A 14,174-nucleotide genomic window follows, 5' to 3' on the forward strand; every position below is an offset into this window, starting at 1 on the left:
GAGTGGTTCGTCTCCCTCTCTCGGGGGAGCCGTTCCCCGTTCCGCCCTGACACGATGGCGGCATGCGCCGCTTCTTCTCAATGCTGGCCAGGCCGGCCACGTACTGTCGCTGGCTGCACCTGCTCATTCCGGCAGCCGTAGGCAGCGTGTGGCTTTTCATCTCCCCCAGCAAGCCGTGGATGCCATTCGTCTTCGCGATACCTGTCGGGCTGCTGCCGGCGATGCGTCTGGCCGAAGGGGTTCAGGCGCAGCTGCTGCTCACACCCGAGCAGCGTGGCCGCCCCGACGCCGCGATCTCCACGGGTCCTGCCACGACTTGGGCAGCCCGGTGGCGAACAGTCGCCTGGCTGGAGGTGCGGCTCGCGCTCGCGACAGTGACATGCTTCGCAACGGTCTGGCTGTCGGCGACGGCGGTCGATCTCGTACGAGGTTCGTTCGGCACGGGTCCGAGCGATGTCTGGCTGGCCGGCGGTATCGCGCCCGGCTGGTGGTGCGCACTGCTCGCACCCCTGCCGGTGCTGATACTTCTCGGGTTGATCGTCCTGTGCGGTGAATTGGCAGCGGCAGCGGCGCGCGGGCTGCTGGGCCCGTCGCCGACCGAGCGGATGACCGCTTTGGAGAAGCGCACCGAACAGTTGCTGGAGCGTAACCGCATAGCACGCGAACTGCACGATTCGATCGGGCATGCCCTGACGGTCGCGGTGGTACAGGCAGGAGCTGCCAGAGCAGCGGGAAACCCGGAGTTCACCGCGCGGGCACTCGCTGCGATCGAGGAGACGGGACGCAACGCACTGGATGATCTGGAGCGCGTCCTGGGGGTGTTGCGCGAGTCGGACGCTCCCAATAGCGGGCGTCCGACCCTGGCGGAGGCCGACCGGTTGCTGGAATCGGCGCGTGGCTCCGGGGCGAGGATCGACGTGGAAATGGACGGCCCGCTGGAGTTGGTGCCCGGTCCCGTGTCCCGCGAGGGCTACCGCATTCTGCAGGAGTCGCTCACGAATGTGCTGCGTCACGCCGGCGCGGTCCCCGTACGGGTGAGGATCGTCGTGGTGGAAGAGCGGCTGGAGCTGGAGGTGGCCAACCCCCTCCCGGGATCACCGCGCGGTTCGGGCGGTGGCAGCGGGCTCCGGGGTATACGCGAGCGGGCCGCTCTTCTGGGCGGCAAGGCCAGAACCGGCCCGCGCGAAGGGGAATGGAGGGTGCACGCGACGCTTCCGCTGGACCGCATACGCTGACCGGATGCCCGTTACCGTTCTTCTCGTCGATGACGAGCCCTTGGTGCGCGCGGGGCTGCGCGCGGTCCTGGAAGCACAGCCTGACATCGAGGTGGTGGGTGAGGCTGCCGACGGTGCGGCGGTGATCCCTCTGGTGAACCGACTTCGTCCCGCAGTCGTGGCGATGGACGTGCGCATGCCCCTGATGGACGGCATCGAGGCAACCCGTGCGGTGCTGCGCACCGTCGCCGATCCGCCGAAGATCTTGGTGGTGACGACGTTCGAGAACGACGAGTACGTCTACGAGGCACTGAGGGCGGGCGCCGACGGGTTTCTGCTCAAGCGTGCCCGGCCCGCAGAGATCGTGCACGCAGTGCGACTGGTGGCGGAGGGTGAGTCACTGCTGTTCCCTGCAGCTGTCCGGCAGCTCGCCGCGGAGTACGGGACGAGCAAGGCGCGGGCCGCGATGGACCGGGCGGCGCTCACGGACCGTGAAGCGGCGGTACTCCGCCTGATGGCACGGGGCCTGTCCAACGCGGAGATCGCCGCCGAGCTCATCGTGGGCGTGGAGACGGTGAAGACACATGTCAGCGCGGTACTCGCCAAGTTGGGGGCCAGGGATCGGACACAGGCGGTGATCGCCGCCTACGAGTCCGGCTTCGTGGCTCCAGGCTGACCGAGGACGCCGTCGGCGAGTCCGCGACCTGCTTCACGCACGCCCACGCCCGCAACGCCTCAAGCCTGCCCCGCACAACCACACGCCCAACATCTCGAGCCTCGTCCACACACGCCCACGCACCCAACGCCTCAAGCCTGCTCCACACACCCATGCCCGCAACCCCTCGGGCCGCCCCACACACCCACGATCGCGAAGTCGCGATCCGTTCCGGTCCGCTCTCTCCGGGTGCTGGTCGCCGCGGTCTGGGTCAGCGAGTACCATCCGGCAGACATGCGCACGACCTGGGAGGACACACGGTGGGCCGGCTGACCGGTGGTGACCCGTCTCTGCTGCGGAGGATCAATTCCGCGGTGGTGCTGCACGCCCTGCGAGGGGCGGATTCGCCCACACTCACGGATCTGACGAGGATCACAGGTCTCTCGCGTCCCACCGTCGAGGGTGTCGTCGAAGGGCTCTTCGCGGCGGGCCTGGTGGTGGAGGCACTGCCCGATGACAGCGGGGCCAGGCGCCAGGGCCGCCCCGCCAGGCGATTCAGGTTCCGTGCCGAGGCCGGGTATCTGCTGGGTGTCGAGATCGGCTCGCACCGCGTATCGGCCCTGCTGTCCGGCCTCGACGGCCGGATCGTGGGCGCGGGCTCCCGCGACGTATCCGAGGCGGCGTGCGCGGACGACAGGATCGACCAGGTCAGAGCTGTGATCGCCGATGTACTGCGGCGCACCGGTGTGGCACGGAGCAGCTTGCGAGCGGTCGGGGTCGGCAGCCCCGGCATCGTCGAGGCGGACGGCACCGTGCGCCTGGGAACGGCGCTGCCGGACTGGACGGGGCTCGCGCTCGGCGAGAGACTGCGGCGTTCTTTCAAATGCCCGGTCCTGGTGGAGAACGACGCCAACGCCGCAGCCGTGGCGGAACACTGGAAGGGTGCGGCGATCGAGTCCGACGACATCGTCTTCGTCCTGGCGGGCTTGAGCCCAGGCGCGGGATCGTTGATCGGCGGACGGCTGCACCGGGGGTTCGGCGGTGCGGCCGGAGAGATCGGCGCGCTGCATCTCCTGGGCCGTGATGTCACTCCGGAACACCTTCTCTCCACGACGGACACTCCGCTCGACCCTCTGGACGAGCGCGCCGTCGCCGCAGTCTTCACCAAGGCCAGGGAGGGCGACGCCGGTGCCCAGGCCGCCGTCGCGCGATTCATACAACGGCTGGTGCACGATGTCGCCGCCTTGGTGTTGGCGCTGGACCCGGAGCTGGTGGTGATCGGCGGGTGGGCCGCCGGCCTGGACGGCGTGCTCGATCCGCTCCGCGACGAGCTCGCGCGCTACTGTCTGCGCCCACCTCGTGTGACTCTTTCGCTCCTCGGCGAGGCAGCCGTCGCGACCGGTGCGCTGCGGCTGGCACTCGATCATGTGGAGGAGCAGCTCTTCGCCGTGGAAGGAACGGTGACGGCCCGCCGCTGAGAGCGACGGGCCGTACAAGGGGGACGATCGGACCTGGCCGGCTGGACTGTGGCGACCTGGCCGCAGGGCCGGAGCGGCGGGAACCTCCGGGCGGGACTCGGTCAGTACGCCGACAGCAGGCCGGCAGCAGGACGAGGGGCCTGAGTCAGGAGGCCTTGCGCTCCTGCTCGTCGTGGCGGATCTCCAGCGCCCCGGAGTCCCCGAAGGTGAGCCGGCAGGTGTCAGCCCGGTATGTGGCGACGGAGACAGCCGCAGTGCTGACGGCGGCGAGATATCGAGTGGTGACCACCAGGACCGGAGCGCCCGGGAGCCGGTCCAGCTCCTTCGCATCGTCCGCGCGGGCCGACCCGAGCTCGACCGAGCGGTCCTGGCCGTCGAGGCCGAGGCGGTGCAGCTCCCTCAGCACGCTTCGGGCCCGGGCGGGCCCCGACGGCGCTTCGATGGCTGACAGGGCGGGCACGGACGACGCCGGGACGTAGAGGAGTTCCGCGGCCACGGCCTGCCCGTGGGCGACACGGGTACGGCGCACGACGTGCACCGGCTCTCCGGCCTCCGCGTCGAGCATGGCGGCGACTGCGGCGGGAGCGGTGCAGGTGGTGCACTCGATGGGCTGCCACGCCCCGTCCGTGTCATCCCCCGCCCAGTCGTGCTGTGCGGTGGCGACGGCTACTCCGACCCTGGGCGGGGCGACGGTCGTGCCCACACCGCGGCGCCGCTGCAGCCTTCCTTCGAGTTCGAGCTGCTCCAGCGCCTGACGGAGTGTCGCCCGGGCGACACCGAAGCGGGCCGCGAGGTCACGCTCGTTGGGCAGCACCTCGCCAACCGCGAAGTCCGAGTCGAGTGCCTCACTGAGCACGGTCTTGAGGTGCCAGTACTTCGGCTCCTGCACCGCTTCCAGCTGCGTGGTCCCCACCCTGTCCTCCGCATCCGCCCGGTGGCATGTATTCCGCGACGTTCTTTATTAAAGGTTCCTGCCTTATCGTTCAGACCTTAGGACGGCGAACCACCTTGGTCAAGACCAATCCTCGCCCCGTGACGCAGCGAAACGGCGCACTGCCGCAGAGCGTTCACGGGACGTTCGCGCGACTGTGTGCGCAGGCAACAAGAGGCCCCACGGCGGACACCTTCCGTGGGGCCTCTGCTACAGCGCTACGGGGGCACAGGATTCGGGGGCCGCCTCAGGGCTCGCCCTGATCGCGAAGCTTGAGCGCCCGCGGGGCGCCGGGGCGGAAGGTTTCCGCGTATCCGTACGGGCGGCGCGAGAAGCGCCGCGCACGGGGCGTTGCTCAGCCCTGGCCCATGGACACCCCGGCGAGCTTGTCCGGGTTGCGGATGACGTAGATGCATCGGATGACCCCGCCCCTGACCTCCGCCTGGAGAGCCGTGTCCACCACCCCGTCCAAGCTGTACACCAGAGCAGGGCCGCCGTTGAGCTCCACGGTCCTCACCTCGGTACCGGAAGGCAGCTCGTTCCCGACGGCGAAGAGGAAGCGGCCGACCTTGTCCGCGGTCTCGATGATGCGCCGCGCCGCCTTCGCCTTGCCTCCGCTGTCGGTGACCAGGCGCACATCGGGAGCCAGCAGGGCGAGCAACTGCTCCAGGTCGCCGCCCGAAGCGGCGGCGAGGAATCTCTCCGTGAGGTCGCGCCGCACGGCCGGATCCACGTCGTACCGCGGCTTGCGCTGCTCCACGTGCCGTTTGGCGCGGCCGGCGAGCTGCCGCACCGCTGCTTCGGACCGGTCGAGGGTGGCGCCGATCTCGGCGTACGGGAAGCCGAAGGCCTCGCGAAGGACGAAGACCGCACGCTCGAGTGGGGAGAGGGTCTCGAGGACTACCAGCACCGCGAGGGACACGGAGTCGGCGAGCACCGCTCGCTCCGCGGAATCGGGGACCGCCGGGCCGAATTCGGTGACCACGGGTTCGGGCAGCCAGGGCCCCACGTACGCCTCGCGCCTGGACCGCAGATGGCGCAGCCGGTCGATGGCCAGGCGTGTGGTGACCCGTACGAGAAAGGCCCGCGGCTCTCTCACGTCACCACGCTCGGCCGACGACCAGCGCAGCCACGCATCCTGCACCACGTCCTCGGCGTCGGCGACACGGCCGAGCATGCGGTAGGCGACCCCGGTGAGGAAGGGACGGTGTTCTTCGAAGGGATCGGTCACGGCGTCGGCAGTCACTTTCCCATCCCAGCCGACGCACGGGAGGGTGTCCAGCTGGAATCGCACGCACCCCTTGAACTACAAGCTACCGGACGGTAATTATTGCGAGGGAAGGTCTCGTTCGTGCGTGTTCGGCCCGGCAGGTTCATCCCGAGGAGCAGCATGGCCACCACGGTCTCGTTCGCAGTCGGCTCCCCCGCCGGCCGCCGCGTCGTCAGTGTGTCGTACGAGCGGAAGGGGTCCGGCGAGCCTTTGGTGCTGCTGCACGGAATCGGCCATCACCGTCAGGCATGGGACCCGGTCCTGCGCATCCTGGCGGCCGAGCGCGACGTCATAGCCGTCGACCTGCCCGGGTTCGGCGGCTCGCCGGCCCTGCCGGACGGGCTCGCCTACGATCTGCGGACCATGGTCCCGATGCTCGGCTCGTTCTTCGAAGCTCTCGGCGTGGTGCGACCGCATGTCGCCGGGAACTCTCTCGGGGGTCTGCTGGCCCTGGAGTTGGGCCGCGAGAAGATGGTGCGCTCGGTGACGGCGCTGTCCCCGGCCGGGTTCTGGACACGGAGTGAGCGCCGCTACGCCTTCGGAGTGCTGCGGGCGATGCGCGGAGCGGCCCTCTCCATGCCGATGCCGATGATCGAGCGGCTTTCGAGGAGCTCGCCCGGCCGCACCGCGCTCACCAGCACCATCTACGCACGCCCCGGTCGCCGTTCACCGGCTGCGGTCGTGTCGGAGACCGTCGCCCTGCGCGAGGCCACCGGCTTCCGTCAGACCCTGGAGGCCGGCCTGTCCGTCGCGTTCACCGACGACGTGCCGGACGTCCCCGTCAGCATCGCCTGGGGGAGCAAGGACCGTCTGCTTCTGCGCCGGCAGGGCGTCAGGGCCAAGCACGCGATCCCCGGTGCGCGTCTCGTCCGCCTTCCGCGTTGCGGGCACGTCCCGATGAACGACGACCCCGCCGCCGTGGCGCGAGTCATCCTCGACACGAGTCGCTGACGCCCCGCTGACGCCCCGCCGCAGAACACCCGAGCCCAGCACGACGCCCATACCCACCAGAAGGCTCCCTACGCCCTGACCTGCGCCGTACGTCCCCGTACCGACCAGCGGCGCGGTCAGCGCAGCCGACACGGGGATCAGCCCGGAGAAGAGAGTGGCACGTTCGGCACCGATGCGGCGCATACCGCTGTACCAGCAGATGAAGCCGATGACGGTGACCACGCCCGCCTGCCAGATCAACGCGAGTGACTCCACCTGGGTCGGGACCCGGAGAAAGCCTCCCCCGTCGAGCAGGAGGCCGAGAAGCGCCGATTCCACTGCCGCGACGGCGCACACGGTCGCCGACAGCAGTTTCGGTCCGAGGGGGCGCAGCACCGGCACTGCCAGGACCGCGAAGCCGACCTCTCCGCAGAGCGCGCCCACCGAATAGAGGACGCCCGGCAGGTCGGTCCGGCCCCAGCCCTGGACGGTGAAGGCACCGAGGGCCACCAGGCCCGCCGCGCACAGTACGGCCCGGGTGGGGCGGCGCCCTTCCAGCGCGGGTACGACGACGCCGACGACGATGGGTGCACAGCCTACGAGCACTCCCGGTACCGCCGGTTCCGCCGTACGTTCCGCGGCCAGGACGGCCAGGTTGAAGCCGACCATTCCGATGGCGGCAAGAGCTCCGAGGCGGGCCCACTGACGTGGGGTGAGCGCCCTCAGAGCGACAGCGGGCCCGGGGCCGCCGGAGCGCAGAAGGGGCAGGAGCAGAAGGGCGGCGAGACCGTACCGCAGTGCCTGGCCGCCTGCGTACGGGTAGTCGCCGAGGACACTGTTCGCCGTGAAGGAAGCGCCGACGAGGGTGCAGGCGAAGGCCGCGAGGAGCGCTCCGCGCAGGGGGGTTGCGTTCATGGGGGTGACGCTAGATTTTGCCGCGGTCCAGTTTAAGGTCCACTTCCATGACCTCTTCGGGGACCAATCCACCGCCCGGCCCGGCCTCGGCGGACGGCGGGTCGAGTGCCTCCGCGGCCTGGGAACTGCTGCTCCCCGCCGTTTCCGCCCCGGCGCGCCGACGAGGACGCGCGCTGCAGTCGGCTCTTCGCGACGCGGTGCGTTCGGGCCGTCTGCCGGCAGGGACCCGTCTTCCGGCAAGCCGTGAACTAGCCGCCGACCTCGGGGTGTCGCGCGGCTTGGTGACCGAGGCGTACGAACAGCTGACGGCGGAGAGCTACCTCCGGTCCGGCCGGGGTGCGGGTACGTGGGTCAGCGGCGCGGTCCGGCCCGCCGCCATGGTGGCGCGGGACATGTCGCCCCGCGCGCCGGGCGTACAGGTGGACTTCCGTCCGGGCACCCCTGACCTCGCGCTGTTCCCGCGGAGCGCCTGGTCGGCAGCTCACCGGTCGGTCCTGGACCGGCTGCCGCACAGCTCTCTGGGCTATCCGGATCCACGCGGTCTTCCGGAGCTGCGCGTGGCACTGGCGTCGCTGCTCACGAGACGCCGAGGTGTGGTGGCCGACCCGGAGCGGGTGGTCGTGTGTTCGGGGGTGGCGCAGGCGACGACTCTGCTCGGCTTCGTCCTGCGTGAGCGTGGTGCGGCAGCGGTCGGAGTCGAGGACCCCGGAAGCCCCGAGCACGCCTCGCTGTTCGCCTCGACCGGCTTGACGACGATTCCCCTGCCGCTCGACGACGGAGGCCTTGCCGTGGGCCCGCTGCTGCGCTCCGGGGTGCGCGCGGTGGTCACGACCCCGGCTCATCAGTTCCCCACCGGCATCGCGTACTCCGCCGCCCGGCGCGGTGCGCTCCTCGACTGGGCGCGGGCCACCTCGGGGCTGATCATGGAGGACGACTACGACGGTGACTTCCGCTACGACCGGGCCCCGGTCGGCGCCTTGCAGGGACTGGATCCGGAACACGTCGTCTACACCGGGTCGGTCAGCAAGTCCCTGGCCCCCGGACTGCGGCTGGGCTGGCTGATCGCCCCGGCGTCGATGACCGCCGAGGTGGTCGCCCGTAAACGCACCATGGACCTCGGTAACCCGTCGGTGGACCAGGCGGTGCTGGCGGAGTTCATCACGGGAGGCGGCTACGACCGGCAGCTGCGCCGCTGTCAGCGCGCGTACCGTGAACGCCGGGACGCCCTCACGGGAGCGCTGGCCGAGCACTTTCCCGGGACGGAGGTCAGCGGGATCGCCGCGGGCCTGCACATCATCGCCGGGCTGCCCGAACAGGCCGGACCGCAGGACGAGTTCCTGCGGCGGGCGGCCGCCGCAGGTGTCGCGCTGCGTCCGCTGAGCCACTGCACGGCGGACGGCGCGGAGGACGGCACGGTCCGCCTCGTTCTCGGTTACGCGCATCTGACACCGGCCGCCGTCGAGGACGGTGTCCGGCTTCTGGCCCAGGCGACCCGAAGGTGACCTCGGTCGGGCGCATGAAGGTCGAGGAGTAGGGACGGACCGACCGGTTGTTCATCTGCGGTTGGCGTGCCCGCCTCTGCCAGGGACTAGGCATGGGTCTGCAATCAGCTTGTACGACCGCGCTGTTCCGGCAGCCCCTCTCGCCCATGGAGGCGCATCGATGTCGAACCGTCCCTTCGTCCCGGTCACGGGCCGCCGCACCGTGCTGCGCGGCTCGCTCATGGCCTCGGCTGCGGTTGCTGTGCCCGCAGCCGTCAGCGCCGCGCCCGCGTTCGCGCTGTCTGGCAGGCCCAGCGCCTCGTGGGGCGTACAGGTCGGTGATGTCACCTCGTCGTCCGCCGTTGTCTGGGTACGTTCGGACCGCCCCGCCCGGATGGTGGTGGAGACATCCGCCACCGAGTCCTTCCGCCGCGCCCGCACGTGGCACGGTCCGCTGATCGGCGCCCGTACGGACTTCACCGGGACCACTCCGCTCCACGGGCTGCCGGCCGGCGAGCAGGTGCACTACCGCGTCACTCTCGAGGACCCGCACGACCCCCGCCGCACCGGCAAGCCGGTGTACGGAACCTTCCGCACGGCTCCGGCCCGCCGTCGTGACGGGGTGCGGTTCCTCTGGTCCGGCGACATCGCGGGACAGGGCTGGGGCATCAACCCCGACATCGGCGGCTACCGGGTGTATGACGAGATGCGCCGCCTGGACCCGGACTTCTTCCTGTGCAGCGGGGACAACATCTACGCGGACGGGGTGCTCGAACCGAGCGTGACACTGCCCGACGGGCGGACCTGGCGCAACATCACGACCCCGGAGAAGTCGAAGGTCGCCGAGACCCTGGACGAGTACCGCGGAAACTTCCGGTACAACCTGCTCGACGACAACCTTCGGGCGTTCAACGCGCAGGTCCCCTCTGTCATCCAGTGGGACGACCACGAGGTCCGCAACAACTGGTACCCGGGACAGATCCTCGACGACGTCCGCTACACCGAGAAGAACGTGGATCTGCTGGCGGCGCGTTCGATGCGGGCGTTCCGCGAGTACTTCCCGGCACCCACGCCGCGGGGAACGCGGAACGAGCGGCGCATGCACCGCGTCGTGCGGCACGGACCGCTGCTCGACGTGTTCGTGCTGGACATGAGGTCCTTCCGCAACGCCAATTCCCCCGGACGGCAGCCCGACGACACCACGGGCATCCTGGGCGCCGAGCAGCTGCGCTGGCTGAAGCGCGAGTTGTCGCAGTCCCGGGCGGTGTGGAAGGTGATCGCCGCAGACATGCCTCTGGGGCTGGTGGTCCCGGACGGTGCCACTGACTTCGAGGCGATCGCACAGGGCGACCCCGGCGCGCCGCTGGGGCGGGAGCTGCAGATCGCCGAGTTGCTGCGCCACATCAAGCACCGTCGTATCACCGGGACCGTCTGGCTGACCGCCGATGTGCACTACACCTCGGCTCAGCACTACGCTCCCGAGCGCGCGGCCTTCAAGGACTTCGCGCCGTTCTGGGAGTTCGTCTCCGGCCCGCTGGCCGCGGGCGGCTTCCCCGCCAACGCGCTGGACGGGACGTTCGGCCCTGAGCGGGTCTTCGTCCGGGCACCGGACCGGGCGAACGTCTCCCCGATGGAGTCACCGCAGTTCTTCGGCGAGGTCGACATCGAGGGCGGGAGCGGGGAACTGACCGTACGGCTTCGTGCGCAGGGCGGCGGTGTCCTGTTCAGCAAGGTCCTGCAGCCGGGGCGCACCGGCCAGTGACCTGGGCGGAACCGGCTTCGGCCGTGAACCGGACCGGAGGCGATCTCGGCGAAGCCCCACAGAGCAACCGGAAGCGGTCCGGAGCCCGTCTCGACGAAGCCCCGCAGAGCAAGCGGAACCGGACCGGAACCCGTCTCGACGAAGCCCCGCAGAGCAGCCGGAAGCCGAACCGAGAGCAGCCACGACGAGGGCGCGAAAAAGGTGCTGAAGACGACCAGATCCACACGTAACCCATCAGTCACAATGCGTTCGCGATCAGGCAACACCGTTCGGTCACAGTGAAGGCATGACTGATGTGACATCCGCGAAGAGCGCCCGCCGCCCCCACCACTGGCGGCGGGACCTGATCGAACTGGCCGCGCTGTTCACGGCGGTCGCCGTGGCCGACGCGATCGCCAATCTGATCGGGCACCAGCCCGACGGGCCCTACCTGCTCATCGCCTCGGCGGTGGCCCTGGTCGCCACGGCCGCGTTCCACACATGGTGGGCCAGGCGGCACAGCCACGCACCGCCTCCGGACACCGATACCGGCAGTGGCGTCGGCCCGGAGCTCCCCTCCGCCGGCGGCGACGGGGCCGACGAAACGGTGCTGTGGCGGATGCGGACGACCGTGCGGGACGCTCCCGGCACCCTGGCCGCCCTGTGCACCGCCCTGGCCCGTCACCGCATCGACATCCTCACCCTCCAGACCCACCCGCTGGCCGAGGGCACCGTCGACGAGTTCCTGCTGCGTGCGCCCGCGTCGCTGCCGGCCCAGCAGCTCACCCGGGAGATCTCCGCCGCCGGCGGGTCCTCCACCTGGATCGAGCGCGCGGACGCCCACGACCTCGTGGACACGCCCACCCGGGTCCTCGGCCTCGCCACCCGCACCGCGCTGGACGCTGCCGAGCTTCCGCTGGCCCTGCGCCAGCTCCTGGGCCGGTGCACCATCCACTCGCTGCCCGCACTGTCGGTCAACGGCCGCCCCACCGGCGAGAGCGCACCGGTGGAAGGCGTCCTGGAGGACACCGTGATGCGGCTGCGCGACCCCTCGGGCGGTGTCATCACCGTCGAGCGCCCCTATCTCCCGTTCACTCCGACCGAGTTCGCCCGTGCCCGGGCCCTGGTCGAGCTCGACGCACGGCTCGGCCCGCGCGTGCCGCGCAGCGAGGACGTCCTCACCCTGCCCGAGGGCAACGAGATCACCGTGCGCCGCGCGGACCGCAACGACCTCGACGCGGCCCTCGCCATGCACGACCGCTGCTCCGAGGACACGCTCGGCCTGCGCTACCACGGCCCGGTCCGTGACGCCGACCGGTATCTGGACCACCTGCTGAGTCCGCGCTTCGGCCGCACCCTCGCCGTGCAGACGGCATCCAGCCGGCTGGTGGCTCTCGGCCATCTGCTCTGGGACGGGGACGAGACCGAGGTCGCTCTCCTCGTCGAGGACGACTGGCAGCGCCGCGGCATCGGTTCCGAGCTCCTCGGCCGGCTGGTGGCCCTGGCGGCCGAGGCGGGCTGCGAGAGCGTGTACGCGGTAACGCAGGCCCACAACACGGGGATGGTGGCCGCGATGCGTGCGCTCTCGCTGCCGCTCGACTACCAGATCGAGGAGGGCACCCTGGTCATCACCGCCCGGCTGTCCGCGGTTCCTGCCCAGCAGTCCGACCGGCCGACGACGGAACCGGTGACCCGCTCGGGGGCTCCGTCTGCGTCCCGGCCGCTCCCCCGGAGCGAGCAGACGGAGCAGCGCTCGCGGCGCTGAGCGCCTGACACAGATCAGCCCAGAGGTCCTCGACGTCCTCGAGTCCGACCGACATGCGCAGCAGCCGGTCCCCGACACCCGCGGCCCTCCGGTCTCCCTCACCCACGATGCGGTGGCTGATGGAGGCCGGATGCTGGATGAGAGTGTCCACGCTGCCGAGGCTCACGGCGGGAGTGATCAGCCGGACTCCCGCGATGATCCCGTGGGGGTCCCCGAACACCTCGAAGGACACCATCGCGCCACCCACCTCCGGGTAGTGCACCCGCGCGACGCGCGGGTCGGCCGCGAGCCTCCGGGCCAGTTCCGCCGCCGATGCCGAAGCGGCCCGGATCCGCACCGGCAGCGTGGACAGCCCGCGCAGCAGCAGATAGCCGGCCATCGGATGCAGCACGCCCCCGGTGGCGAACCGCACCTTCCGCAGGACCGCGGCGAACTCCTCGTCGCAGGCGACGACCCCGCCCATCACATCGCCGTGACCACCCAGGTATTTGGTGGCGCTGTGCAACACGATCCGGGCCCCGAGTTCGATGGGCCGCTGCAGCACGGGCGTGGCGAAGGTGTTGTCGACGAGGAGCGGCACGGAGCCGCAGGAGTGCGCCACGGCCTGGATGTCGATCTCGGCCAGCGTCGGGTTGGCCGGCGTCTCGACCATCACGAGCCCGGTGTCCGGACGGATAGCTTCGGCGATGCCGGCCGGATCCGTCCAGGTCACCTCAGTGCCCAGCAGCCCCTCGCCCAGAAGGTGGTCGCTACAGCCGTAGAGCGGTCGCACCGCGACCACGTGCCGCAGCCCCAGGCTTGCGCGGGCCAGCAGGACGGCGGTGAGCGCCGCCATCCCGCTGGCGAAGGCGACCGCGCTCGCGGCGCCTTCGAGCCGGGCCAGTGCCGTCTCGAAGCGGGCTGTCGTGGGGTTGTCCAGCCGTGCGTACACGGGCGGCCCGTCGGGCCTGGCTCCTGTGGCGGCGAAGGCGTCGATGCGCGCAGCCTCGCCACGGGAGTCGTACGAGGGATAGGTGGTGGACAGATCGATCGGCGCGGCGTGCAGACCGAGAGAGGCGAGATCGTCGCGTCCGGCGTGCACGGCTTCGGTGGCGAGCGCCCTGGACCGGAAGGAGGGCTGGGATGTCAGCGAGGTGGCTTCGGTGTCCATGTCACCAGACTGAACAGCAACCGGCAAAGGGTGTCGGAATGCCGTGCTACGTTCGCCCGATGTCTGAATCCGTCGCTCTGGATCCGGTCGATCTGCACATTCTGCGCCTCCTGCAGAACGATGCACGGACGACCTACCGCGAGCTGGCCGCCGAGGTCGGAGTGGCCCCGTCCACATGTCTGGACCGCGTGGCACGGTTGCGCCGGTCCGGTGTGATCCTCGGGCACCGGTTGCGGCTGGATCCGGCGCGGCTCGGCCGTGGCCTGGAAGCGCTGCTGCTGGTCCAGGTCCGGCCACATCGCAGGGAGCTCATCGGACCCTTCGTCGAACGCATCAGGGCGCTGCCGGAGTCCCGGGCGTTCTTCCACCTCACCGGTCCCGACGACTACCTCGTGCACGTCGCCGTCGCCGACCCGACGGACCTCCAGCGCCTGGTACTGGACGAATTCACCTCACGCCGTGAGGTGGCACGGGTGGAGACCCGGCTGATCTTCCAGCAGTGGGAATGCGGCCCCCTGATGCCGCCCACGGCGGCCGTCCGGAATCCGGCAGCCCCCGAGACGCGTCCCGGCTCCTCCACCGCGTGACGGATCGGCACGTGGCCGAACTCCTGCCCCCACGTGACGCGAAGGCCTTCGGCGTAC

10 protein-coding genes and 2 pseudogenes are annotated in these 14,174 nt (G+C 70.6%); 8 read left to right on the forward strand and 4 right to left on the reverse strand.

The window, feature by feature from the left end:
- The first annotated feature begins 62 nt into the window (after positions 1–62).
- The 3 genes from HED23_RS20540 (at position 63) to HED23_RS20550 (ending at position 3,347) form a co-directional block, all read left to right on the forward strand.
- Positions 63–1,235 (forward strand): sensor histidine kinase, encoded by a 1,173-nt coding sequence (locus tag HED23_RS20540; protein WP_203184861.1) that lies wholly within the window; start codon positions 63–65, stop codon positions 1,233–1,235.
- Between the two features lie 4 nt (positions 1,236–1,239).
- Complete coding sequence (locus HED23_RS20545; protein WP_203184862.1) at positions 1,240–1,890, forward strand: response regulator; 651 nt, start codon at positions 1,240–1,242, stop codon at positions 1,888–1,890.
- Positions 1,891–2,189: 299 nt separating this feature from the next.
- The gene (locus tag HED23_RS20550; protein WP_203184863.1) at positions 2,190–3,347 is read left to right on the forward strand and encodes an ROK family transcriptional regulator; all 1,158 of its coding nucleotides are present in this window, start codon (positions 2,190–2,192) and stop codon (positions 3,345–3,347) included.
- A 145-nt stretch (positions 3,348–3,492) separates the two neighbouring features.
- On the opposite strand, the gene HED23_RS20555 is transcribed toward HED23_RS20550, so the two are convergent.
- On the reverse strand, positions 3,493–4,260 hold the full coding sequence (locus HED23_RS20555; RefSeq protein ID WP_203184864.1) for a GntR family transcriptional regulator: 768 nt from the start codon (positions 4,258–4,260) through the stop codon (positions 3,493–3,495).
- 373 nt (positions 4,261–4,633) lie between these two features.
- Entirely contained in the window at positions 4,634–5,524 is an 891-nt protein-coding gene (locus HED23_RS20560; RefSeq protein ID WP_203184865.1) for an RNA polymerase sigma-70 factor, read from the reverse strand.
- A gap of 144 nt (positions 5,525–5,668) precedes the next feature.
- On the opposite strand from HED23_RS20560, the gene HED23_RS20565 reads away from it, so the two are divergent.
- The gene (locus HED23_RS20565; RefSeq protein WP_203184866.1) at positions 5,669–6,499 is read left to right on the forward strand and encodes an alpha/beta fold hydrolase; all 831 of its coding nucleotides are present in this window, start codon (positions 5,669–5,671) and stop codon (positions 6,497–6,499) included.
- A 48-nt stretch (positions 6,500–6,547) separates the two neighbouring features.
- Here HED23_RS20565 and HED23_RS20570 read toward each other — a convergent pair.
- Positions 6,548–7,393: pseudogene (locus HED23_RS20570) on the reverse strand (DMT family transporter); the annotation flags it as partial.
- Positions 7,394–7,440: 47 nt separating this feature from the next.
- Between HED23_RS20570 and HED23_RS20575 the strand changes: the two are divergent.
- The 3 genes and pseudogenes from HED23_RS20575 to HED23_RS20585 form a co-directional block, all read left to right on the forward strand.
- Positions 7,441–8,895: a PLP-dependent aminotransferase family protein gene (locus tag HED23_RS20575; protein ID WP_203184867.1), complete on the forward strand. Its 1,455-nt coding sequence runs from the start codon at positions 7,441–7,443 to the stop codon at positions 8,893–8,895.
- 160 nt (positions 8,896–9,055) lie between these two features.
- Complete coding sequence (locus tag HED23_RS20580) at positions 9,056–10,636, forward strand: alkaline phosphatase D family protein (RefSeq protein WP_203184868.1); 1,581 nt, start codon at positions 9,056–9,058, stop codon at positions 10,634–10,636.
- A gap of 295 nt (positions 10,637–10,931) precedes the next feature.
- Positions 10,932–12,275: pseudogene (locus HED23_RS20585) on the forward strand (GNAT family N-acetyltransferase); the annotation flags it as partial.
- Here the strand turns inward: HED23_RS20585 and HED23_RS20590 are convergent.
- The gene (locus tag HED23_RS20590) at positions 12,244–13,530 is read right to left on the reverse strand and encodes a PLP-dependent transferase (RefSeq protein WP_203184869.1); all 1,287 of its coding nucleotides are present in this window, start codon (positions 13,528–13,530) and stop codon (positions 12,244–12,246) included. The pseudogene HED23_RS20585 and the gene HED23_RS20590 sit on opposite strands and share 32 nt — an antisense overlap.
- Positions 13,531–13,589: 59 nt before the next feature.
- On the opposite strand from HED23_RS20590, the gene HED23_RS20595 reads away from it, so the two are divergent.
- Entirely contained in the window at positions 13,590–14,117 is a 528-nt protein-coding gene (locus tag HED23_RS20595) for an Lrp/AsnC family transcriptional regulator (protein ID WP_203184870.1), read from the forward strand.
- Positions 14,118–14,174 lie beyond the last annotated feature (57 nt).

The organism is Streptomyces pratensis (assembly GCF_016804005.1).
Lineage (GTDB): Bacteria > Actinomycetota > Actinomycetes > Streptomycetales > Streptomycetaceae > Streptomyces > Streptomyces pratensis_A.